General features: G+C 57.3%; 15 protein-coding genes and 1 pseudogene. 9 read left to right on the top strand and 7 right to left on the bottom strand.

Annotated features, from left to right (window positions below; genetic code table 11):
• Positions 1–180 precede the first annotated feature (180 nt).
• The 3 genes from ACVBEG_RS10175 to ACVBEG_RS10165 are packed head-to-tail and all read left to right on the top strand — an operon-like array spanning position 181 to position 4321.
• Positions 181–1572 (top strand): GntP family permease, encoded by a 1392-nt coding sequence (locus ACVBEG_RS10175; protein WP_447107655.1) that lies wholly within the window; start codon positions 181–183, stop codon positions 1570–1572.
• A 10-nt stretch (positions 1573–1582) separates the two neighbouring features.
• Positions 1583–2353, top strand: coding sequence for a 3-hydroxybutyrate dehydrogenase (locus ACVBEG_RS10170; RefSeq protein ID WP_322179391.1), 771 nt, complete (start codon positions 1583–1585; stop codon positions 2351–2353).
• A gap of 12 nt (positions 2354–2365) precedes the next feature.
• The gene (locus ACVBEG_RS10165) at positions 2366–4321 is read left to right on the top strand and encodes an acetoacetate--CoA ligase (RefSeq protein WP_447107654.1); all 1956 of its coding nucleotides are present in this window, start codon (positions 2366–2368) and stop codon (positions 4319–4321) included.
• Positions 4322–4333: 12 nt separating this feature from the next.
• Here the strand turns inward: ACVBEG_RS10165 and ACVBEG_RS10160 are convergent, their stop codons facing one another.
• Positions 4334–5512, bottom strand: coding sequence for a PilT/PilU family type 4a pilus ATPase (locus tag ACVBEG_RS10160; RefSeq protein ID WP_322179393.1), 1179 nt, complete (start codon positions 5510–5512; stop codon positions 4334–4336).
• A 207-nt stretch (positions 5513–5719) separates the two neighbouring features.
• Here ACVBEG_RS10160 and ACVBEG_RS10155 point away from each other — a divergent pair, with 207 nt between their 5' ends.
• Complete coding sequence (locus ACVBEG_RS10155) at positions 5720–5995, top strand: peptidylprolyl isomerase (RefSeq protein ID WP_322179394.1); 276 nt, start codon at positions 5720–5722, stop codon at positions 5993–5995.
• A gap of 323 nt (positions 5996–6318) precedes the next feature.
• Here ACVBEG_RS10155 and lpxO read toward each other — a convergent pair whose 3' ends face one another.
• A complete protein-coding gene (gene lpxO / locus ACVBEG_RS10150) occupies positions 6319–7218 on the bottom strand; it encodes a lipid A hydroxylase LpxO (protein ID WP_322179395.1) in 900 nt (299 codons plus the stop codon).
• Between the two features lie 549 nt (positions 7219–7767).
• Here lpxO and ACVBEG_RS10145 point away from each other — a divergent pair.
• From ACVBEG_RS10145 to ACVBEG_RS10135, 3 genes and pseudogenes are all read left to right on the top strand, one after another.
• Positions 7768–8127 (top strand): annotated as a pseudogene (locus tag ACVBEG_RS10145) (site-specific integrase); the annotation flags it as partial.
• A 20-nt stretch (positions 8128–8147) separates the two neighbouring features.
• Complete coding sequence (locus ACVBEG_RS10140) at positions 8148–9737, top strand: ABC-F family ATPase (RefSeq protein ID WP_322179396.1); 1590 nt, start codon at positions 8148–8150, stop codon at positions 9735–9737.
• Between the two features lie 154 nt (positions 9738–9891).
• Positions 9892–11109, top strand: coding sequence for an MFS transporter (locus ACVBEG_RS10135; RefSeq protein WP_322216038.1), 1218 nt, complete (start codon positions 9892–9894; stop codon positions 11107–11109).
• Between the two features lie 42 nt (positions 11110–11151).
• Here the strand turns inward: ACVBEG_RS10135 and glgB are convergent, their stop codons facing one another.
• Genes glgB through ACVBEG_RS10120 form a run of 3 tightly spaced genes read right to left on the bottom strand, consistent with a single transcriptional unit; the run spans position 11152 to position 18746 of the window.
• Positions 11152–13380, bottom strand: coding sequence for a 1,4-alpha-glucan branching protein GlgB (gene glgB / locus ACVBEG_RS10130; protein ID WP_447107653.1), 2229 nt, complete (start codon positions 13378–13380; stop codon positions 11152–11154).
• Entirely contained in the window at positions 13380–16703 is a 3324-nt protein-coding gene (gene treS / locus ACVBEG_RS10125) for a maltose alpha-D-glucosyltransferase (RefSeq protein WP_322216034.1), read from the bottom strand. Before treS ends, glgB begins: the two co-directional genes overlap by 1 nt.
• Positions 16704–16715: 12 nt before the next feature.
• Entirely contained in the window at positions 16716–18746 is a 2031-nt protein-coding gene (locus tag ACVBEG_RS10120) for an alpha-1,4-glucan--maltose-1-phosphate maltosyltransferase (protein ID WP_447107652.1), read from the bottom strand.
• A gap of 484 nt (positions 18747–19230) precedes the next feature.
• On the opposite strand from ACVBEG_RS10120, the gene ccoG reads away from it, so the two are divergent.
• Both ccoG and mapR read left to right on the top strand, forming a co-directional pair.
• A complete protein-coding gene (ccoG, locus tag ACVBEG_RS10115) occupies positions 19231–20643 on the top strand; it encodes a cytochrome c oxidase accessory protein CcoG (protein ID WP_322179401.1) in 1413 nt (470 codons plus the stop codon).
• 58 nt (positions 20644–20701) lie between these two features.
• Positions 20702–22111, top strand: coding sequence for a GntR family transcriptional regulator MpaR (gene mapR, locus ACVBEG_RS10110; RefSeq protein WP_447107651.1), 1410 nt, complete (start codon positions 20702–20704; stop codon positions 22109–22111).
• Positions 22112–22137: 26 nt separating this feature from the next.
• Here mapR and ACVBEG_RS10105 read toward each other — a convergent pair whose 3' ends face one another.
• On the bottom strand, positions 22138–22884 hold the full coding sequence (locus tag ACVBEG_RS10105; protein ID WP_219060158.1) for an SDR family oxidoreductase: 747 nt from the start codon (positions 22882–22884) through the stop codon (positions 22138–22140).
• A gap of 80 nt (positions 22885–22964) precedes the next feature.
• A complete protein-coding gene (locus ACVBEG_RS10100) occupies positions 22965–25067 on the bottom strand; it encodes a putative bifunctional diguanylate cyclase/phosphodiesterase (RefSeq protein ID WP_322216028.1) in 2103 nt (700 codons plus the stop codon).
• Positions 25068–25178: the final 111 nt, after the last annotated feature.

Below are 25178 nucleotides of genomic sequence, written 5' to 3'. Positions count from 1 at the left end.
AGGAGTGGGCTTGCCCGCGATGTCTCTGTTTTGAGATACAAAAGATCGCCTTCATTTTCATGCTAGATAAAAATCCAATAAATTCATGCACTTAGAAACATGGCACGAAACTCGCTACACCTATTGCCAGCGCGGGCTTGCCCGCAGCTCAAAAAAAACAATAACAACAGGAGACACTCAATGAGTGTAATCATCGCCTTAGCGGCCCTCGGGCTGTTGATGCTCGCTGCATACCGTGGCTATAGCGTTATCCTCTTCGCCCCCATTGCCGCCCTCGGCGCGGTGTTGTTGACCGATCCTTCGGCCGTAGCCCCTGCGTTTAGCGGGGTGTTCATGGAAAAAATGGTCGGCTTCGTCAAACTCTACTTCCCCGTCTTTCTGCTCGGTGCCGTGTTCGGCAAATTGATCGAGCTGTCGGGATTCTCCCGCTCTATTGTCGCCGCTGCCATTCGGTTGCTGGGCACACGACAGGCCATGTTGGTGATCGTACTGGTCTGCGCCCTGCTCACCTACGGCGGTGTTTCCCTGTTCGTGGTGGTGTTCGCGGTGTATCCGTTTGCTGCCGAGATGTTCCGCCAGAGCGATATTCCCAAACGCTTGATTCCAGCCACCATCGCCCTGGGTGCGTTTTCCTTCACCATGGACGCCCTGCCCGGCACCCCGCAGATCCAGAACATCATCCCCACGACCTTCTTCAACACCACCGCCTGGGCTGCACCGTGGCTGGGGTTGGTCGGCACGCTGTTCGTGTTCTGCACCGGCATGCTGTATTTGCAGCGCCAACGCAACAAGGTTCAGCGCGCTGGCGAAGGCTACGGCACCGAATTGCGCAACGAGCCGGAAACCGCCGAGAACATCAAGCTGCCCAACCCATGGATCGCGCTGTCGCCGCTATTGCTGGTGGGCATCATGAACCTGCTATTCACCCGTTGGATTCCACAGTGGTATGGCAAGACCCACACCCTCAGCCTGCCAGGCATGGCGACACCGGTGCAAACCGAAATCGCCAAACTGACCGCGATCTGGGCGGTTGAAGCGGCCCTGCTGATCGGCATTCTGGCGGTGTTGGCGTTCGGCTTTAACGCCATTCGCGGCAAGCTGGCCGAAGGCAGCAGAAGCGCAGTCGGCGGCGCACTGCTCGCGGCGATGAACACGGCGTCGGAATACGGCTTTGGTGCGGTGATTGCGTCCCTGCCGGGGTTCCTGGTACTCGCCGATTGGCTGAAAAGCATTCCCAACCCGCTGGTCAATGAAGCCATCACCGTGACGCTACTGGCAGGCATCACCGGTTCGGCCTCGGGCGGCATGAGCATCGCACTGGCGGCCATGTCCGACAGCTTTATCGCGGCGGCCCACGCGGCAAACATCCCTCTGGAAGTGCTGCACCGCGTGGCCTCCATGGCCAGCGGCGGCATGGACACCCTGCCACACAACGGCGCAGTGATTACCTTGCTGGCGGTTACCGGCTTGACTCACCGCGAGGCCTACCGGGACATATTCAGCATCACGATTATCAAAACATTGGCGGTCTTCGTTGTGATCGGCACTTTCTACGCCACCGGCATCGTTTGAGGAATTGCACATGAGTCTTCAAGGAAAAACCGCACTGGTCACCGGCTCCACCAGCGGCATCGGCCTGGGCATTGCTCTGAGCCTGGCCAAAGCGGGCGCCAACCTGATACTCAACGGCTTCGGCGATGCCTCTACCGTACTGGCCGAGGTCAGACAGTTTGGCGGCAAGGTCGGCCACCATCCGGCGGATGTCAGCGACCCCGCACAGATCGCCGACATGATCGCCTACGCCGAGCGCGAGTTCGGTGGCGTCGATATTCTGATCAACAACGCGGGTATCCAGTATGTGGCCCCGGTGGAAGAGTTCCCGGTGGAGCGCTGGGACTCGATCATCGCGATCAACCTGTCATCCGTATTCCACAGCACCCGCCTGTGCCTGCCGGGAATGCGCACCAAGGGATGGGGGCGCATCGTCAACATCGCGTCAGTGCATGGTCTGGTGGGCTCAACCGGCAAGGCCGCCTATGTCGCCGCCAAGCATGGGGTGATCGGCTTGACCAAAGTGGTCGGGCTGGAAACCGCTGCCAGCAATGTTACTTGCAACGCGATTTGCCCCGGCTGGGTGCTGACGCCGTTGGTGCAGCAACAAATCGACGCCCGCGGCGCCGTTGATGGCGACCTGGAAAAAGCCAAGCATGATTTGCTGGCGGAGAAGCAACCTTCGCTGGAGTTCGTCACGCCGCCGCAACTGGGCGAGCTGGTGCTGTTCCTCTGCAGTGAAGCCGGGAACCAGGTGCGTGGTGCTGCGTGGAACATCGATGGCGGCTGGTTGGCGCAGTAAACGGAGCGGACCATGACTGAAGCACTCTGGACCCCAAGCGCGCAGCGAATTGGTGCCACGCGCATGGACGCCTTTCGGCGTTTCATCAATCAGCGCCACGGCCTTGAGTTGCGTGATTACCCGGCACTCCATCAGTGGAGTATCGACCAGCGAGAACACTTTTGGCAGGCGATTGTCGATGTCTTCGGCATCGAATTCCACACGCGGCCCAGCGCCGTACTTATCGAAGGTGCGCAGATGCCTAGCGCCCAGTGGTTCCCAGGCGCAACGCTGAATTTCGCCGAACACCTGCTGCGCCGTCGCGATGATTACCCGGCGGTGATTTCCGTGAGTGAAGATGGCCAGCGGATGCAGTTGACCTACGCCGAACTCGCCGCGCATGTCGCTGGCTTGCAACAAAGCTTGCGGGCTGTGGGTGTTGGCGTGGGCGACCGCGTGGCGGCCTGTCTGCCCAACACCTGGCAGACATTGGTCGCCATGCTTGCCACCACCAGCCTGGGGGCGATCTGGTCCTGCTCATCCACGGACTTCGGCACCCAGGGCGTAATCGATCGCTTTGGTCAGATTGAACCGAAAGTCCTGCTCACTTGTGCGGGCTATCACTATGCTGGCAAATCCATTGACCAGACTGCCAAGATCAATGAAATCCTCGAACGACTGCCCTCTCTGCAGCAGCTGATCATCGTGCCCTACGCTCGCCCGGAAGCCCGAGTGGAGGATTTCCAGACACCGGCCAACGTGGCGCTATGGGATGACTTCTACTCCGTCGAAGGCGAACCCTACTTCGTTGCGGTGCCTTTTGCCCACCCGCTGTATATCCTTTATTCGAGCGGCACCACCGGCGTGCCCAAATGCATCATCCACAGCGCGGGCGGCGTGCTGTTGCAGCACGTCAAAGAACAGGGCCTGCACGCCGACATGGGACGTGACGATTGCCTGTTCTACTACACCACTTGCGGCTGGATGATGTGGAACTGGCTGGTCTCGGGCCTGGCGTTGGGGGCGACGGTCGTCCTTTACGACGGTTCACCGTTTTACCCTGGACCGCAACGGCTGATGGACTTGATCGACGATGAAAACATCAGCGTATTCGGCACCAGTGCCAAATACCTCGCGGAACTGGAAAGGCACGCGATCCAGCCGCGTTTAACCCATCGCCTGACGCGACTAAAGACCCTGCTGTCCACGGGCTCACCGTTGGCGGCGAGCAGTTACGATTACGTTTACCGCGAAATAAAGGAAGGCCTGTGCCTGTCGTCGATTTCCGGCGGCACCGACATCGTGTCCTGCTTCGTCATCGGTAACCCGGTATTGCCCGTGTATCGTGGCGAAATGCAGTGCAAAAGCCTGGGCATGGCGGTAGAGGTCTGGAATGACGATGGGCAGCGAGTGATCGGCGAGAAAGGTGAACTGGTCTGCACCCGGCACTTTCCAGCGATCCCCATCGGCTTCTGGAACGACCCACAGCAAGAAAAACTCCTGGCGACCTATTTCACCCAGTTCCCCGGCGTCTGGGCGCATGGCGACTATGCCGAAGAAACCGAGCGCGGAAGCATGATCATTCACGGGCGCTCGGACGCCGTGCTCAACCCCGGCGGCGTGCGCATAGGCACCGCAGAAATTTACCGCCAGGTAGAAAAAGTCGAGCAGGTGCTGGAGAGCATCGCTATTGGCCAGCGCTGGAAAGACGATGTGCGTGTGGTGCTGTTCGTCCGCCTGCAGGACGGGCTGCACTTGACGCCAGAGCTGGAGCAGGTGATCCGTCAGGTGATCCGCGCCAACACTACCCCACGCCATGTACCCACCAAAATTGTCGCTGTCACTGACATCCCCCGTACCATCAGCGGCAAGATCGTCGAGTTGGCGGTACGTAATGTGGTACATGGCCAGCCGGTGAAGAATACCGATGCGCTGGCCAATCCACACGCGCTGGAGCAGTTTCGGAATCGAGACGAGCTGAACAGCTAACTCGCCAGTCGATCAGCCGCGACGCGGGCCACCGTCGTCCCTTTCATCCACCAGCCCCCAGTTTGCAACATCCACTTCGGCGGCCGGTTCGGGCGCCGCCGGGGCTGATGTTATTTGTGTCGCAGGGCCATTTTCGCGGTGCAGTTTGAGGCGCAGACGCACGTTATTCATGGAGTCGGCATTCGTCAGGGCTTCCTCTTCACTGATGACGCCCTCGATCACCAGATCGAACAACGCGCTGTCGAACGTTTGCATGCCGAGGTTGACCGACTTCTCCATGATGCCTTTGAGCTCGCCCAGCTCATTGCGTTGAATGAGGTCGCGAATGGTCGGCGTGCCCAGCATCACTTCGACAGCGGCCCGTCGTTTGCCATCCAGGGTCTTGACCAGCCGCTGAGAAACGAATGCTTTGAGGTTGTTACCCAAATCATGCAACAGCTGCTGGCGCCGCTCTTCCGGGAAGAAGTTGATGATCCGGTCCAGCGCCTGGTTGGCGTTGTTGGCGTGCAAAGTCGAAATCGCCAAGTGACCGGTATCGGCAAAGGCCAGGGCATGCTCCATGGTCTCCCGGTCACGAATTTCACCGATCAGAATCACATCCGGCGCTTGGCGCAAAGTGTTCTTCAAGGCGGCGTGAAAGCTCCGGGTGTCCACACCCACTTCGCGTTGATTGATGATCGATTTTTTGTGCCGATGGATATATTCCACCGGGTCTTCGATGGTGATGATATGGCCGCTGCTATTGCGATTACGGTAGTCGATCAAGGCCGCCAACGACGTGGACTTACCCGAACCCGTGGCACCGACGAACAGGACCAGGCCGTGTTTTTCCATCACGACATCGAGGAGGATCGGCGGCAGGTGCAAGTCTTCGAAGCGAGGAATGTCCAGCTTGATGTTGCGCGCCACGATCGAGACTTCGTTGCGTTGCTTGAAAATGTTGATCCGAAAACGACCGATGCCGGCCAGCGACACCGCCAGGTTCATTTCCAGCTCACGCTCGAACTCAAGCTTTTGCTCCGAGTCCATGATGCTGGCGGCGACTGTCGCTACCTCTCCGCCCTTCAGGGCTTCGGTGCTCAGGGGCCTGAGCACGCCATTGAATTTGGCGCAGGGAGGTGCGCCGGTCGACAGGTAGAGGTCCGATCCGTCCTGGCTGGCCAGAATTTTCAACAGCGCCGGGAAATCCATGAGCAGCATCCGCACGAAATAGGGTAAATGAACGCTTGCCAGGAGTTAAGGCAGCTTGGGTACCTGTCTGATGGCCCCTAGCTTGAATTGATAACGCTTCCGGCGCAAATCGATATGAGTGTTCTGACGGACAAGTCTGAGGAAATGATCAATTGGCGCCAAGGACAGGCATAATAGCCACCGATTTTTCCAGGACTGCCCCGCGACATGAAAGCTCTCGCCCGCCATATTCTGGTGAAAACCGCCGAAGATGCCGAACAACTCAAGCAGCGTATTGCCAAAGGCGAAGCGTTCGACGTGTTGGCCAAAAAATACTCAACCTGCCCTTCTGGCAAGCGCGGCGGAGACCTGGGTGAAGTTCGCCCAGGACAAATGGTCGGCATCATCGATCAGATCATCTTCAAAAAGCCGCTGCGCGTCGTGCATGGGCCGGTCAAGAGTAAGTTTGGTTATCACTTGGTCCAAGTATTTTATCGGGATTGAGAAGGGCTGCGCCAGAGCTGACGCCTTCGTTCTCTCAAGATGAACTGCGCCCCAAAAGTTGGACATCCATCCAATCTCTGGGGTGTTTTTTCATGGGCAAATATTCAAAGCAGTTCAAGCTATCGGTTCTTCAGCCCATGTGGCGTGAGAAGCTGTCGCCATCGGCAGATGGCAGCAGCTATATTACAGTGGCGGTCCAGCTCGGGCCGAAGAAAAACTTAACGTCGTGTCCGGGATTAGTTGACCACTACAAGCGCCCAAGGTATTGGGATTGAGCACGGCATCAATCACCGCGCTCAAGGTCCACGTCTACCGCCAAAGACTTAAATCAATAAAAACAAGGTCAGCAACCCACCAAAGATCGCCCATTTTTCCAAGTAGTAGCGCGTACGATTGCGCCTTTTAAGTGCTTTACCACGCTGACGAAGGCTGTAAATTTTGGTAAATGCACGGTTCAGCCCACCCACTCTATCGTCTGCGCCGTTGGGCGAACTGGCAGCAGCCAAAACCGTACGGCTGAACCACCGGTTAAAAGCTGCAGCCCAGCGATACTTCATGGGCCGTTCCACATCACAGAACAGAATGATACGGTTTTGCTGAGTGGCGTTTTCGGCGTAATGAATAAAGGTTTCATCAAACATTACGCCCTCGCCGTCACACCAATGATAGTTCTGGCCATCAACACTGATGTAGCACTTGGGGTCATTAGGTGTTTGCAGCCCCAAGTGGTAGCGCACCGAGCCTGCATAGGGATCACGATGGCGAACCAGCTTCGAGCCGGGCGGAAGCTCTGCAAACATCGCGGCCTTGACCGTGCCGATGCGGTTGAGCAACTCAATGGTGCGAGGGCACAATTCGATAGCCGACGGATGATTATCGCCGTACCACTTAAGGTAAAAACGCTTCCAGCCTGTTTTAAAAAATGAGTTGAAACCCACATCGTTGGGTTGTTCGGAGCGTTTGATTTCTCCAGCGCGCAACAGGTTAAGCGCTTCCTCTCTGATCTCTTCCCAATGGTCCTGCAATGGCTGCAACTCCGGGAAATCGCTCGTTTGCAGGTAGGGTTTGCTGGGCACCTTGGAAAACAAGTAAAGGAAGCAGTTCACCGGCGCCAGGAAGCTGGAATGGTCGCTCAGTTGACGGCCCAGCTTGTGCCGAACGTTGCCGCGCAAGTGTACATAGGCAATCGAAAAAACATAAACAGCAATAATGATAGGTTTCACAGGTGTGGTCACAGATCCAGGGAATACGCTGTCCTGCGTGCACTCAAGTTACCAGCCCGATTAACAAAAAAAGGTCGGGGCGTGTCACATCAGGCGCAGCGGATGCGCAAGATTAAAACACCCTGACGACGACTTTCCACTACTTCAGACTTAAGTCGCAGAGGCCATAGCCTGTTTGTCACAAAGCCATGCTAGGCCTCATTCAATGTTTCAAATGGCAGACGTCATGGCCACCACTTGCAGCTATCACACCGCATACGCTAACGATCAGCCCCCCCGCATACGAAGACTATGGGGCATCATCAGGTACAACGAGAGGTTAAGAGCCCCGTGCGAGTACGCTCATGCCTGATCGCTGATCGCTTGCAACCTTACAGTGGAAATATCTCGTCAGCCCCACTACGACAGGTGCAAAAATCCGCAATGCCTAGGCAGTAATCAATGAGAAATACATGCTCTCCAATAAATTCAATTCCCCAGAGAACAGAGGTGAGCCCCTTATCTGGATCGTTGCTTAGCGTAGCCTGAAGAACATTGATTTCGTCAGTGCAATACGCCGACCGTCGAAAAAACGGCAAGGGGGAAATCAAGGAGACGCCGTATTTCTTCCCGCCTTCGAAGAACAGCGAGTACGTAAAACAGACCTCTGACGTCCACAAACAATGGAGGCCAACGTTGGCTGAGCTGAAAATCCGCTACCGGCCTCCGTACAACTGCCGTCACACATATGCGACAATATGCTCAATGTCCGGCATGAATCCCGCATTCATCTCTCAGCAGCTTGGCCACAGCGTCCAAATGTTGCTGTCAACCTATGCGCGCTGGATCAACTCAAGCTCTGACTGGAGTGAGCTCGAAAAGCTCAACATTGGTATCAAATTGGTATCAGCGCAAACCAGTCAATCCTAAGCTATTGAAAGGTAAGGTAATTGATCTCCACAGCTAACATCACCATGCAATTCGGCGCAAAACCCTTGTTCGAGAATGTCTCGGTCAAGTTTAGCGGCGGTAACCGTTATGGCCTTATCGGTGCCAACGGTTGCGGCAAGTCTACCTTTATGAAGATCCTCGGCGATGATCTGGAGCCTTCGGGTGGGCAGGTGATGCTGGAGCCGAACGTACGTCTGGGCAAGTTGCGCCAAGACCAGTTCGCCTACGAAGAATTCACCGTGATCGATACCGTGATCATGGGTCACGAAGAGCTGTGGAAGGTCAAGGCCGAGCGCGACCGCATCTACTCGCTGCCGGAAATGACCGAAGCTGACGGCATGGCCGTGGCTGAGCTGGAAACCGAGTTCGCTGAAATGGACGGCTACACCGCCGAATCCCGCGCTGGCGAGCTGCTGCTGGGCCTGGGTATCGGTATCGAACAACACAACGGTCCGATGAGCGAAGTGTCGCCGGGCTGGAAACTGCGCGTATTGCTGGCGCAGGCATTGTTCTCCAATCCAGAAGTGCTGTTGCTCGACGAACCGACCAACCACTTGGACATCAACACCATCCGCTGGCTGGAAAACATTCTGACCCAGCGCAACAGCCTCATGATCATCATTTCCCACGATAGGCACTTCCTGAACAGTGTCTGCACGCACATGGCCGACCTCGATTACGGCGAACTGCGTCTGTTCCCGGGTAACTATGACGAATACATGACCGTGGCGACCCAGTCCCGCGAGCAATTGCTGTCGGACAACGCCAAGAAGAAAGCGCAGATCAACGAACTGCAATCGTTCGTCAGCCGCTTCTCGGCCAACGCCTCGAAATCCAAGCAGGCCAGCTCCCGCGCCAAGCAGATCGACAAGATCCATCTGGCCGAGGTCAAACCTTCAAGCCGGGTCAGCCCGTTCATTCGTTTCGAACAGAACAAAAAACTGCACCGTCAGGCGGTCATTGTTGAGCGCATGGCTAAAGGTTTCGATGGCAAGCCTCTGTTCAAGGACTTCAGCTTCACCGTTGAAGCCGGCGAGCGCGTAGCAATCATCGGCCCGAACGGTATCGGTAAAACCACCCTGCTGCGCACGCTGGTCAATGAGCTGTCGCCCGATGCCGGTACGGTCAAGTGGACCGACGCTGCCGAGCTGGGCTACTACGCTCAGGATCACGCGTCTGACTTCGAAGATGAGGCCAATCTGTTTGAATGGATGGGCCGCTGGACCCAAGGTGGCGAGCAAGTAGTTCGCGGCACACTGGGCCGCATGCTGTTCTCCGCCGACGATATCCTCAAGTCGGTGAAAGTGATTTCCGGTGGTGAACAAGGTCGTATGTTGTTCGGCAAGCTGATCCTGCAAAAGCCGAACGTACTGATCATGGACGAACCGACCAACCACTTGGACATGGAATCCATCGAGGCGCTGAACCTGGCCCTGGAAAACTACCCTGGCACGCTGATCTTCGTCAGCCATGACCGTGAATTCGTATCGTCGCTAGCCACTCGCATCATCGAGCTGAGCCCAAGCGGTGTTGTCGACTTCAGCGGCACCTACGATGACTACCTGCGTAGTCAAGGCGTCGTGTTCTGATTTAGCGTCAACGCTGTGAGAGAAGCCCTGTCCCTGTGACGGGGCTTTTTCGTTCTGGTGAGCATGAGCATCAGACAATCGTTAGCCTGCTTCCTTTTATCCCCTGCTCAGGCGATGATGGCGTTCTCCACCCGCCTACCAGCGAACGAGCCCCATGTCTGCCGTACAACCTCCGCACCTCCAGACTCAATCATCCAGCTCCATGTCGATCACTCTGCAGATCGTCTCCATCGTGTTCTATACCTTCATTGCCTTCCTATGCATCGGCCTGCCAATCGCAGTGATACCAGGTTACGTCCACGATCAATTGGGTTTCAGCACGGTCATCGCCGGGGGGACCATCGGCTCACAGTACCTGGCAACGCTGCTCAGTCGGCCCTTGGCTGGGCGTGTTGCAGACAGCATCGGCACCAAACGCGCGATTGTGTATGGTCTGTCGGGCATTGCCGTCAGTGGTCTGCTGACCTTGCTAGCGACACTGCTCGACAGCATGCCCATAGTGAGCCTGACGATACTGATCATCGGCCGTGTGTTTCTTGGCGTGGCACAAGGACTGATCGGCGTGGGCACAATCAGTTGGTGCATCGGCCAAGTCGGTATGGGGCACACTGCGCGGGCGATTTCCTGGAACGGTATTGCGTCGTACGGCGCTATCGCCATCGGCGCGCCGGTCGGTGTGGTGATGGTCGACAGCCTGGGCTTTGCCAGCCTGGGAGTTGCCTTGTCTATTGTCTCGTTGCTGGCCTTGGTGTTGATTCGCAACAAACCGTCAGTACCCGTGATCCATGGTGAACGCCTACCCTTCTGGTCGGTGTTTGGCCGGGTGGCTCCATTCGGCCTGAGCCTGACCCTGGCCTCCATTGGCTACGGCACCCTAACCACGTTTATCACGCTGTTCTACCTAAGCCGAGGCTGGCACGGCGCGGCGTATTGTCTGACGGTCTTCGGCGTTTGTTTTATCCTCTCGCGACTGGTTTTCATCAACGCGATCAACCGATTTGGCGGTTTCAATGCCGCCATGGCCTGTATGTCCATCGAAACCCTCGGCCTGACATTGCTGTGGATCTCACCCACGACCGCAGTCGCTCTGATCGGTGCAGGGCTGACTGGTTTCGGCCTGTCGCTGGTCTACCCGGCGCTGGGTGTCGAGGCAATCAAACAGGTACCGACCGCCAGTCGGGGCGCGGGTTTGAGTGCATATGCAGTGTTCTTCGACCTGGCGCTGGCCATTGCCGGGCCGGTCATGGGCGGCGTTGCCCTGGGACTGGGTTATGCGTGGATTTTCTTCGTTGCAGCAGTGCTGTCGTTGGCAGGCCTGTCACTGACCCTACTGCTGTCTCGCCGCAATGGCATGGTGGAGAACGGAGAGTGAGGATGAGCGCTGCGGCGCGTCAAGCCGCAGCACCCGGCAACATCAATCCAGCTTTGGCCGCAGGATCAACACACCCAAAGGCGGCAGGTTCAGCGCCAATGACGCCGGCATTCCATGGCTTTTACTGTCGTCGGTCTGCACGCCGCCACCATTGCCGACGTTAGAACCCGCATAGGTGCTCGCATCGCTGTTTAGCAGCTCGGTCCACAACCCGGCGAACGGAACACCGATGCGATACCTCTCACGGGGCACAGGCGTCAGGTTAGCGACGACCAACACCGGATCGCCCTCCTTGCTCCAGCGCAACCAGGCAAAAACGCTATTGGCCGCGTCATCACCGATGACCCATTGAAACCCCTGAGGCACGCAATCCTGTTCGTGAAGTGCCGGTACTTCACGATAAATTCGGTTGAGATCGCTCACCAGTTTCTTCACGCCGATGTGTTCAGCGTACTGCAACAAATACCAATCCAGTTGCTCGTCGTGGTTCCACTCGCGCCATTGGCCAAACTCACAGCCCATGAACAACAGCTTTTTGCCTGGATGCGTCCACATGAACGCCAGATAAGCACGCAAATTGGCGAACTTCTGCCAACGGTCACCAGGCATTTTATCAATGAGCGAATGCTTGCCGTGCACCACTTCATCGTGGGAAATCGGCAGGATGAACTTCTCGGACCAGGCATAGATCAGGCCGAAACTCAGCTCCCCATGGTGATGGGCGCGGTGGATAGGGTCCTGCTGCATGTAATGCAGGGTGTCGTGCATCCAGCCCATGTTCCATTTATAGGAAAAGCCCAAACCGCCTTGCTGCGTGCTCTGGCTGACGCCAGGCCAGGCAGTGGATTCTTCGGCGATGACCATCGCGCCGGGCACCTCCAGTACTACCACGTCGTTGAGATGGCGCAAGAAATCAATGGCTTCGAGATTTTCTCGACCGCCATGGCGATTGGGCACCCATTCCCCCGCTTTGCGTGAATAGTCGCGGTAAAGCATTGAGGCCACCGCATCCACACGCAGGCCATCAACATGGAAATGCTTGAGCCAATGCAATGCCGACGCGAGCATAAAACCATGCACTTCTGTGCGGCCCAGGTTGTAAATCAGCGTGTCCCAATCTTGGTGGAAACCTTCCTGCGGATTGCCGTACTCATAAAGCGCAGTGCCATCGAATTGCGCCAAACCGTGAGCATCGGTGGGGAAATGCGCGGGCACCCAATCGAGAATCACGCCGATATCGGCCTGGTGGCAAGCGTTGACGAAAGCAGCAAAGTCATCTGGCGAGCCGAAACGAGCCGTCGGGGCAAACTGCGAAAGCGGTTGATAACCCCATGAGCCGCCAAACGGATGCTCCATGATTGGCATCAGTTCGATATGGGTAAAGCCCAGTTCCTTGATATAGGGAATAAGGCGCTCGCCCAGTTCGTGCCAGTTGTATTGACGAACAACAAATTCATCGCTGTGATCGAGCTGCCAGGACCCCGCATGCAACTCATAGATCGACAATGGCGCGCTCGCCACGTGACGCTCGCCCCGCGATTGCATCCAGCCATTGTCTTGCCAGTCGAATTGCAACGGTGCTGCCACCACCGACGCCGTGTCTGGCGGCAATTGGGTGGCCAAAGCCATAGGGTCGGCCTTGAGTGGCAGAATTCCATTGGCGCCCAGAATTTCATATTTGTACGCTTCGCCGGGCTTGAGCCGGGGAATGAATATTTCCCAAACCCCTGCGGGGTGACGCAAGCGCATTGGATGACGACGACCGTCCCAATTATTGAAACCGCCGACCACCGACACGCGCCGCGCATTGGGTGCCCATACAGAAAAGCGCACACCGTCGATGCCGTCGACATTCTTGACCTGCGCTCCCAAGCAACTGCTCAGGTCCCGGTGATTGCCTTCGGCGAACAAATACAGGTCCATCTCGCCCAACAAAGGGCCGAAGCTGTAAGGGTCTTCGGTGATTTGCTCACCGCCAGCCCAGTTAATTTTCAATAAGTAAGGCTGCGCGCGAGGAAAGTGTCCAGCGAAAAAACCCGGCACCTCGCTCATTTCAAGGGTCCCCAGCTCCTGCTCACCCTCACGCGACAGCACTTTCACACTTAACGCGTCGGGCAGGTACGCACGGATAAACTGCCCGCCCGCACCATCGTCACGGGGGCCAAGCATGGAGAATGGGTCATGATGTTCGGCGCGGATCAACGCATCCATATCGGCGGCCCCGGGCAGCAATCCCGATATGCCCCTGCCGTTTTCCTTAGGTGCATTCATTATAATTCTCCATCAGACAAGGTCAGCAGCCCACGTAAGCCTTGCAAAGGTACGGCCAACCAGCTGGGGCGGTGCTCGGCTTCGTAGACAACTTCATAGGCAGTTTTTTCCAGGGTAAATAATTCCAGCGTGGCGCTTTCGCCCTTCGCATCTTTCCAGCCGTGGGCCAGGTCAGTGGTCGCCCGGCGATAACCGTCGAGAAAGGCCTGACGAGCCTGGGTCAAATAGGTTTGCGCCACGCGTTCTCGAGCGGTCGCGGCTTCAGCCGAGGTGTCCACGCTTCGCGCATTGCGCACCGCCATGGCCGCCGCGTAATCGAATGACCGCAACACACCACTGACATCCTTGAACGGACTGTATTTGGCTCGGCGCTCAGTCAATGAACGCGCGGGTTCGCCCTCAAAGTCAATCAAATAGGCATCACCTTTTACCACCAGTACCTGCCCCAAGTGTAAATCACCGTGCACGCGCAGACGCAGGCCGCCCACAGAACGTTTTGCCAGCGTCTGAATGTAAGCCATCACCTGCTTGCGCTTGCTCAGCAGCTCAGTGACCAGGGCTTGGTCGACCGGTTCAAGACTGACTGCGTGTTGTTCGAGCAACTGCAAGGCACGCTCCAGTTGAGCCACCACGCTGCTACCCAATTGCTGACTGTCTTTGACACCGGTGGGTTCGGCGGCGAAATCCGGATTATCGGTCGGCGCTGCCAGTATTTGGTGCATCTCGCCAAGACGTTGCCCCAACAAGGCAGCGAAATCCGAGAGTTCCAACAAGGCGTTGTAATGCTGTTCCTGCTCAGAACGGCCGTAGGACAACTCATCACGCACCGCCCGCTCAAGGTTGTTCTGGGTCCACTCCCAGGCATCACCCTGATTGCTCAGATAACCCTGAGCAATCATCAGTAAATTGCTTTGCCCTTGTTTATCGATACGCACGACCGAACCCAGCAGCGGTGATATATACCCAAAGCCGGCTGCAGTCAGGTACGCGCCCATTTCCAGTTCCGGGTGAGTGCCCGCACTGACACGACGGATCATTTTCAGGACAAGGCTGCCACCGACCACCACGGAGCTATTCGACTGCTCAGCCGAGAGGTAACGTACTTCGGATTCGTTGTGCAACCCCAAGCTGTCCATTGCTGTGGTGTGCTCAAAGCGCAACTCGCCTTCGCTGCACGGCAGAACCGTCCTGGCCTGCATGCCCTGGATGACCGCGCGAATGAACGTCTCCAGCGTAAAAGCGTCCGTAATCAGGCCGACTTGACGGCCGCGCCGTACGCGAGCCAGCGCTAACTGCTGAGGCAATGCGCTGCTGATGTCATCTTCGGCCAATAGACCGAAAGGCAGTTGGTAGCGACCTTGATGATCGCCCGCAGTGACTTCAATTTCACTCAATAACACCGGATGCTGTGCGTCGCCAAAGCGCACTGCGTAAATAATGCTCACCTGATCGATGGCTTTGTCCTTACCCGCAAACCAACGGCGCTTAGGCAGATAAAGCGTCAACGACGTCTTCTCCATGGTGCTGCGCAACGGCTCGTCCAGTAGTTCTTCGAGGCGTTTTTTCAACACCAGGGTCGGGAAGTCCGGCATGCTTTTCACTGGTTCAACATGCCAGCTCGGCATTTGGTTTTCCGCCGCCAGCAGGAACCAATAAAAGCCATAGGGTGGCAACGTCAGCAGGTACGGAAGCTGGCCGACAGGTGGGAATGCGCTGCCACCGAGCATCTCAACCGGAACCATGCCAGCAAACGGCGACAGCTCAAGTTCCGCCGCCTGAGCCGCGCTGGAGACGTTAGCCACACACAGAATGATTTCGGTCTTGCCGTCCGGCCCTGTGTACTCACGGGTGTAGGCCAGAATTCGCCGATTGGTGGGCGACAGCATTTTCAAGGTGCCCCGGCCGAATGCTTTCTGCTGCTTACGCACCGTCAACATCCGTCGATTCCAATTCAGCAGCGAATGCGGGTCGTTGTTCTGGGTCTCGACATTGACCGATTGATACCCGTACAGCGGGTCCATGATCGGCGGCAGCACCAGGCTTGCCGGGTCAGCACGGGAAAAGCCGCCGTTGCGGTCAATGGACCATTGCATCGGCGTGCGCACGCCATCGCGGTCGCCCAGATAAATGTTATCGCCCATGCCGATTTCGTCACCGTAATACAACGTCGGCGTGCCGGGCATCGACAGCAACATGCTGTTGAGTAACTCGACGCGACGTCGATCACGCTGTACCAACGGCGCCAGACGCCGACGGATGCCCAGATTGATCCGGGCCCGGCGGTCGGCGGCGTAGTAATTCCACAAGTAATCACGCTCGCGATCAGTGACCATTTCCAGGGTCAGCTCATCGTGATTGCGCAGGAAAATTGCCCACTGACAGTTCGCAGGAATTTCGGGCGTCTGGCGCAGAATGTCGGTAATCGGAAAGCGGTCTTCCTGTGCCACGGCCATGTACATACGCGGCATCAGCGGGAAGTGGAATGCCATGTGGCACTCATCGCCGTCATTGCCTTTTGTATCACCGAAGTACAGCTGCGTGTCTTCCGGCCATTGATTGGCTTCGGCCAGCAGCATGCGGTCAGGGTAGTTGGCGTCGATTTCAGCACGGATCCGCTTGAGTAGCTTATGGGTCTCGGGCAGGTTTTCGTTATTAGTCCCGTCTCGCTCGATCAGATACGGGATCGCATCCAGACGCAGGCCGTCGATGCCCATGTCCAGCCAGTAGCGCATCACTTGCAGTACCGCATCCATCACATGCGGATTGTCGAAGTTGAGGTCTGGCTGGTGGGCATAAAAACGGTGCCAGAAGTATTGGCCGGCAACCGGGTCCCAGGTCCAGTTGGACTTTTCGGTGTCGAGAAAAATGATTCGGGTGCCGTCGTACTTCTGATCACTGTCCGACCACACGTAAAAATCCCGTGCCTTGGAGCCACGCTTGGCCGCACGGGCTTTCTGGAACCATGGGTGCTGGTCCGAGGTGTGATTAATGACCAATTCAGTGATCACCCGCAGACCACGGTCATGGGCCTCAGCGATAAACTTCTTGGCATCGGACATTGTGCCGTAATCGGCATGTACGCCTCGATAATCGGCAATGTCATAGCCATCATCACGGCGTGGCGAGGGGTAGAATGGCAGCAGCCAGACAGTATTGACCCCAAGCTCGGCGATGTAGTCGAGTTTGGCGATCAGGCCGGGGAAATCGCCGATCCCATCGTTATTTGAATCAAAAAATGACTTTACATGAACCTGATAAATGACCGCGTCCTTGTACCACAGCGGGTCATTGATGAAGGCTGCATGCCTGGGTTTCTTTGCCATCGTTGATTCCTTTTAATCCGTGGTCTGAATACGCCAGATGCCGAAAGGTTGATGCCAAGGCTCGATACGCATCCACTGCGTTTTGCCATACCAGGTCCAGCGATGGCCCGTCATCAGGTCTTCACCCGCAGTTGCCACGTCGTCAGGCAGACCCATTTCCCACAACGGCAATTCAAAATGCGCTTCCTGGGCGTTGACCGGGTCGAGGCTGACAGCCACCAGAACAAAGTTGCTGCCATCGGCGCTGCGTTTGCCGAAATACAAAATATTGTCATTCCAGGCGTTGTAGATTTTCAGGCCCAAGTGCGTTTGCAGCGCAGGGTTCTGTCGACGAATACGATTGAGTTGAGCAATTTCGGCAATGATGTTGCCCGGCGCGTTGTAATCCCGTGGCCGCAGCTGATATTTCTCCGAGTCCAAGTACTCTTCCTTGCCAGGCACCGGCGCTGCCTCGCATAACTCAAACCCGGAATACATGCCCCACAGGCCCGAGCCCATGGCTGCCAGCACCGCACGAATCAAGAAGCCTGCGCGGCCGGACTCATGCAGGAAGAACGGGTTGATATCGGGCGTGTTCACGAAGAAGTTCGGCCGGTAGCAATCTCGCCACGGCAACTGATTCAGCTGGGTGAAATACTCCGCCAACTCGGACTTGGTGTTGCGCCAGGTGAAATACGTATAGCTCTGGGAATACCCGACCTTGCCCAGCCGCGCCATCATCGCTGGCTTGGTGAACGCTTCTGCGAGGAACATCACCTCAGGGTACTGGCTGCGAATATCCGCAATCATCCACTGCCAGAAAGGCAGCGGTTTGGTGTGCGGATTATCGACGCGGAAGATTTTTACGCCCTCCTCGACCCAGCCCAGGACGATGTCACGCAACTCCAGCCACAAACTGGGGATCGCGTCGGGGGCATAGAAGTCGACGTTGACGATGTCCTGGTATTTCTTCGGCGGGTTTTCCGCGTAACGGATGCTGCCGTCCGGGCGCCAGGAGAACCAGCCCGGATGCTCCTTGAGCCACGGATGATCCTGCGAGCACTGGATGGCAAAATCCAGAGCAACCTCAAGCCCATACTCAGCAGCGGTCTTCACCAGATTGCGAAAGTCCTCGCGGCTACCCAGTTCCGAGTGAATCGCGTCATGCCCACCGTCGGCGCTGCCGATGGCGTAAGGGCTACCCGGGTCATCAGGCCCCGCTTGCAGCGAGTTATTCGGCCCCTTGCGATGGGCGCGGCCGATAGGATGGATCGGCGGAAAATACAGCACATCGAAACCCATGTCTCGAATCATCGGTAGACGAAACAGCACGTCATTGAAGGTGCCGTGGCGCGTCGGATCTTCAGTCACCGAACGCGGAAACAACTCATACCAACTGGCGAACTGCGCCCGTTCACGCTCCACATCCAGCGGGAATTCGACGCTACGGCTCAGGTAGGCATGATTCTCGGCCTGGGCCATCAGCGCCGCCGTTTCACTGTGCAGCAGCAACGCGACCTGGGCCGCGGGCTCGCTCTGCCCAAACCGCTCGATCACTGCACTGATTTGCTGTCGCAGTTCGGCCTGGCTGCGTTCAGCGGCCTGGACTAAATGAACGCGACCCTCCTCCAACTCCAGATGGATCGGCACCCCAGCGCCATGCTTTTTTCGCAACTCATAGCGATAGCTGGCGAACTGATCGATCCAGGCCTCGAGCCTGAAGACGTAAAGGGCGACTGACGTCGGGGTGAATTCGCCTTCCCAGCTGTCATTGACCAGCTCTTGCATGTGAGTACTGTGCCAATGCTCTTCATCGGCTGCACGCCAACGAATCAACACCGACAGCTTGTCGTGCCCATCGGCGAATACTTTGCTGGTCACACTCACCGGTTGCCCGATGATTGCCTTTACCGCAAATAACCCGCCCTCAATCACTGGCATCGTGTTTTCGATCACGATCCGCGGTAATTGCAGGGCCTGGGTCAAAGACAGAGGTCGGGTCGGGTGTGGAACGTCACTGGCCAAAGAATCCGGGCCGTAGGGCTGATCAGCGGTCACATTCATCGAGCATCACTCCTCACGCCCATTTAAAGACGCTCTTCAGCAGAATCCGTGCATTTAGGAACTGTATGTTTACACCCAGCATTGAACAAAACAGGTGTTCAGCAGCCGACTGCCAGCGACGGCACACCGGATCGGCCCGCCTAGTTTCCGAGCCCATCCAGGTGGGAAAAGTTCAAAACGGTTTAGCCGCGAGTGACAGCTTAGACCGGGCTTTGGCAATAGCCCGAGTGATTTGCACAGCCCCAAGGTACAACCTGTCAAACGCTGGAACAGTCCGGGAGTAATTGGCATTCGGGACGAGGATCAGTAGCCCCTTCCCTGCGGAAACACCTGACTCCACGAAATACGACACTGCATTGCCCGTGCCAAAGCCTGGGCAAGCCTCCAATCTGATCCGCTTTTTATTCAAATACCTGAGTCTGTTATGCAACCAGATGCTCGGCCATAGTTCAGCCGCCTGATACGGGCTGATGAGCATCCGACCATGAGCGAAAGAATTCCTGTCCAGATCATTGAACGCGTCGAACCTTCCAGAGCAAACGTGAAGGTCAAGTCCAGTGATCATTTGATTCATACCCGCAGTTTTACCGGGCTGTTCCGTAATTTACGTGTCAGTGGCGCGGGGTTTCTATTCCTGCTGTTCTTCGGCACCGTCTGGCTCGATTGGGGCGGACGCCAGGCTGTCCTTTGGGATTTGGCCGACAGTAAATTTCATATCTTCGGCGCGACGTTCTGGCCGCAAGACTTCATTCTGCTGTCGGCATTGCTGATCATTTGTGCCTTTGGCTTGTTCGCCATCACGGTGTTCGCAGGAAGAGTCTGGTGCGGATACACCTGCCCGCAGAGTTCCTGGACCTGGATTTTCATGTGGTGCGAGAAGCTCACCGAGGGTGAGCGTAATCAGCGGATCAAACTTCAGGCCGCGCCCTGGGGCATGAAAAAACTGCTGCGGCGCTCGGCCAAGCACAGTCTGTGGCTGGCGATCAGCGTATTGACCGGTCTGACCTTCGTCGGCTATTTCACCCCGATTCGACCACTGGCCAATGAGCTGCTGACCTTGCAGTTGAGTGGTGTCAGTCTGTTCTGGGTCCTGTTTTTCGCGGGTGCGACCTATATCAATGCTGGCTGGCTGCGTGAAGCAGTCTGCATGCACATGTGCCCCTATGCGCGCTTTCAAAGCGTGATGTTCGACAAAGACACCCTCACCGTTTCCTACGACGCCGCTCGCGGTGAAAACCGTGGCCCGCGTAAACGTGAGGTCGATCCAGCGTCAGTGGGTCTGGGTGACTGTATCGATTGCCAGATGTGTGTGCAGGTGTGCCCGACCGGTATCGACATCCGTGACGGCTTGCAGATGGAATGCATTGGCTGCGCCGCGTGTATCGATGCGTGTGACTCGATCATGGACAAAATGGGCTATGCCCGTGGTCTGGTGAGTTACACCTCGGAAGCCGTATTGCAAGGCGGTCAAACCCGTCTGCTGCGGCCACGCTTGATCGGCTACTGCGCCGTATTGCTGGTGATGATCGGCGCGCTGGTGCTGGCGCTGGTCGAGCGGCCGATGGTGTCGCTGGATGTCAGCAAGGACCGGGGCCTGTTCCGGGAAAACAGCCAAGGCCAGATCGAAAACATCTACAGCCTGAAAATCATCAACAAAACCCAGCAGCGTCAGCAGTATCATCTGGCGCTTGTCGATGGGGACGACTTCCAGCTGCAGGGTAAAACCGAGGTCAGCCTCGCTGCGGGGGAAATCTTCGATTTTCCAGTGTCCGTGACAATGATCGCCGAACACCCAAGCAGCAGTTCGCAAAGCATCAGTTTTGAAGTGGTGGACAGCGATGATGCGAACGTACGCAGCCTGGCAAAAAGCCGGTTTGTCGCCCCGCTCAATCGCTGATCCCTTTAAAGTGGTGCCTGCCTCACTTCCCCGTCAGACCGCCAGTCAGCGAGAACCGATGAAACGTTATGAAAAGTTTGCAGACGATATCGCTGAACTGATTCGCTCCGGGGTGCTCGGCCCCGGCCAGCGCGTGCCCTCGGTACGTTATGCCAGCCAGACGTATGGGGTCAGCCCCTCGACGGTGTTCCAGGCCTATTACCTGCTGGAGCGACGCGGACTGATCCGGGCGCGGCCGCGCTCCGGTTACTTCGTCAACAATAATGCGCTACGGCAGTTTTCCGAGCCGGTGATCAGCACACAGGCCAGTGAGTCCACTGAGGTGGATGTCAGCGAGTTGGTGTTCTCGGTACTCGACTCGATCAAAGATCCGCAGACCGTGCCGTTTGGCTCGGCATTCCCAAGCCCTACGCTGTTTCCACTGCAACGGCTGGCACGCTCGCTGGCCAGCGCGAGCCGGCAGATGGACCCGCGCATGGTGGTCACCGACATGTCACCGGGCAACCCGCAACTGCGCAGGCAGATAGCGTTACGGTACATGGTCGGCGGCCTGATGCTGCCCATAGAGGAACTGCTGATCACCAACGGCGCGCTGGAAGCCCTGAATCTGTGCCTGCAAGCGGTCACTGAGCCGGGGGATCTGGTCGCGATAGAAGCCCCGGCGTTCTATGCCTGCCTGCAAGTGCTGGAACGCCTGAAGCTCAAAGCCGTGGAAATTCCGGTGCACCCACGCGATGGCATCGATCTGGGCGTGCTCGCACAAACCCTCGAGCGCCACCCGATCAAAGCGTGCTGGTGCATGACCAACTTTCAGAACCCGATGGGCGCCTCCATGCCCGAAGCCAAGAAACGCGAGTTAGTGGAATTGCTGCGCCAGCACCAGGTTCCGTTGATTGAAGATGACGTCTACGCCGAACTGTATTACAGCCCGCAAGCGCCGAAGCCGGCGAAAGCCTTCGACACTGAAGGGCTGGTAATGCATTGCGGCTCGTTTGCTAAAAGCCTGGCGCCGGGTTACCGAATCGGGTGGGTTGCCGCGGGACGTTATGCGCAGAAAATCGAGCGACTGAAACTGATGACATCGCTGTGCGCGTCGATGCCCGCTCAGGCGGCTATCGCCGATTATCTGCAGCATGGTGGCTATGACCGGCATCTGCGCAAACTGCGCTACGCCCTGGAAGAACAACAAAGCGCCATGCTCAGTGCCATCGCCCGCCACTTCCCCGCGCAGACGCGGGTCAGCCAGCCCGCAGGCGGGTATTTCCTGTGGCTGGAGCTACCCGAACACATGGACTCCCTGAAGCTGTTCCAGATGGCCCTGGCCCAAGGCATCAGCATCGCGCCCGGGCCGATATTTTCCCCAACCCAGCGCTTTCGTAACTGCATCCGCCTCAACTACGGTAGCCCGTGGGATGATGCGTCGGAACAGGCCATGGAGACCCTGGGCGGGATTATTCGCTCGTTCTGACAACGCCCGCCAAGCACCACGCGACGCTACCGACCGCCCCCCAGATCAATAAACGTCCCGGTGGCGTAACTGGCTTTTGCCGATAGCAGCCAGATGATCGCCTCGGCCACTTCCTCCGCACAGCCACCGCGCCCCATGGGAATGCCGGGTTCGAGTTTGCTGACCCTATGTGGATCGCCGCTCAAGGCATGGAAATCGGTAAAGATATAGCCCGGTCGCACCGCGTTGACCCGAATCCCTTCACCCGCCACTTCCCGCGCCAGGCCTAGGGTAAACGTATCCAGCGCGCCTTTGGAGGCGGCATAGTCGACGTATTCCCCGGAAGCCCCAAGCCGGGCCGCGACCGAAGAAACGTTGACGATGCTGCCACCTTTGCCACCATGACGTGGCGACATACGCAGCAAGGCGTGCTTGGCGCACAGCATCGGTCCGACCACGTTGGTTTTCATCATTCGGAGCATGCGGAACTCGGACATCTCTTCGACCCGGGAGGCCTCCGCGACGGTGCCCGCATTGTTGACCAGCGCCGTCACAGGCCCCAACTCCGCGTCGATCCGGGCGAACAATCCGATAATTTCATCTTCATCGCTGACATCTGCCTGCACTGCCATCACCTGCGCCCCGAGTTTGCGAATGTGTGCGCACACCCGCTCGGCCGCTTGATGGTCGGACAGATAATTGATGCAAATACGATACCCCTGCTCTGCGGCAAGCAAAGCAGTTGCAGCCCCGATGCCACGAGAGCTGCCGGTGATGAGAAGAACTTTTTCCATGGGTGAGCTTCCGATCAATCGCTAATGGTGGTCAGCCTAGCGCAGGCTTGGGGCGAGAGAAAGCCATGATCCGACACAGATCACGCTTCATCAAGCACGCGCTTAACCTCCTCTTTCCGCTTCGCACGACTGATATCCGCCATAAAGCGTTCCGCCGGCAACGGATGACCTAAAAGAAAACCCTGCAGGGAGTTGCAGCCGAGTTCGGTCAGGAAGTTTTGCTGCTTATCGGTTTCAACGCCCTCGGCGACGATGCGTAATCCAAGCGCCTGGCCCAGGGCGACGATTGCCGAGACGATCGCCGCGTCGTCGCTGTCGTGCTCCAGGTCGCGAACAAAGCCCCGGTCGATCTTCAGCTCGTTAGCGGGCAGGCGTTTGAGGTACATCAGGCTGGAATAGCCGGTACCGAAGTCGTCGATGGACAGGTCCACGCCCATATCTGACAGTTGCTGCAACACGGTCATGCTGACGTCAGCGTCACTCATGGCGGTGGTTTCGGTAATTTCCAGGGTCAGGCTGTTCGCTGGCAGACGGTGCAGCGCCAAGGCCCTGGCGACACTGGTGACCAAATCGTTGTGGCAGAACTGCAACGCCGAGAGGTTCACCGCAATCCGCCAGTGACTGTAGCCCTGCTCATGCCAGACGCGCATTTGCCGGCAGGCTTCGTTGAGCACCCATTCACCAATCGGAATAATCAACCCGGTCTTTTCCGCAAGCCCAATGAACGTGTCCGGCAGCAGCAAACCCAGCTGTGGATGGTGCCAGCGCAGCAAGGCCTCCGCGCCTAATGGCAGGCCACTACCGGCATCGAATTTTGGTTGGTAATGCAAGCAAAACTGCTCTTGTTTGAGCGCCCGACGCAAGTCCTGCAACAGTTGCAACTGGTTGCGCGCATTGGTGTTCATCGACGCATCGAAAAAACAGTAGCCGTTTTTCCCCGCACCTTTGGCGTGGTACATCGCGGCGTCGGCGTTCATCAGCAGCTCATGCTGGGTCTGGCCATTGCCGGGGTACAGGGCTATGCCAATGCTGGCGGAGACTTGCAAACTATGATCGGTGACCATAAAGGGCTGGGCGATCAAAGCCACCTGACGAGCTGCGACGCTCGACGCGTCTTCTGTCTCGCTCAGTTCGACCAGCAGGACAAACTCATCACCACCGATACGTGCCAGGGTATTTTTGCCGTGCAGGTCTTCCCGCAGCCGCAGCGCGACCTGGCGCAACAACAAGTCGCCCATATGGTGACCAAACGCATCGTTGACGGGTTTGAATCCATCCAGGTCCATGAACATCAGTGCAAAACAGCCGCCATGCTCGTCGACCTTGCCCATGGCGTGTTCGATACGGTCCGCCAGCAACACCCGATTGGGCAGGCCGGTCAGCGTGTCGTGCAGAGCCAGTTGGGTCAATTCTCGATTGGCCACGCTCAGCGAGTTGGACAGCTCGGCAGTGCGATCCTCCATGCGAGCATCAAGGATCGACGTCAGCAAGGCAATCGTCAGAACCGCAAGGCTGGTGACCAGCACGAGCGTGTCCAGGCCATCAACCCGCAACCCACTGCCGACCGCACCACAGAAACTGCCATCGGCAAAACCTGCCGCCGCCATACCGGTGTAATGCATGCCGACAATGGCCATGCCCATGAATACTGCGGCCCCGCCTCTAGCCAAGCGCACATAGGGCGTTTGCCGACGCAGCCGAAAGGTAATCCATAATGCTGCCGCTGAAGCACTGACCGCGATCACCAGGGAACCCACAAACAACGAGGGGGCGTATTCAATGCCCGGCTGCATCCGCAACGCCGCCATGCCGCAATAGTGCATGGCGCTGATTCCGGCGCCCATGACCAGCGCGCCAAAGCTCAGTTGCAGGGCTGGCAGTTGCGGTTGGCTGACCAGCCACAGGGCAAAACCGCAGGACAAAATAGCGAGTGCCAGCGACAGCAAGGTAATCGGCAAGTCGTAGCCGAGTTCGACTGGCAGATGGAACGCAAGCATCCCGATGAAATGCATGGACCAGACGCCAATGCCCATCGCCAACGCCCCGCCACCCATCCATAGATAAACCGCGCGGCCCTTGGCCGTGACAATACGCCCTGCAAGGTCCAGCGCCGTATAAGACGCCAGGATTGCGACGAAAATCGAGATCAGAACCAGCGAGGGTGTGTAACTGCCAATAAGCATGAGCGTTCTCGTGACCGTGGCAGATGATGAGCATTCATGCTGCTGAAAGGCCGAGAATTGTACTCAACTTGTACAAAAAATCGCAGTTTGTTTAATTGTTTTTTTCGTGCC

The organism is Pseudomonas sp. GG8, from assembly GCF_052976945.1.
Note: the sequence above shows the minus strand (reverse complement) of the source record. Positions and strands in the feature narration are given on the sequence as shown.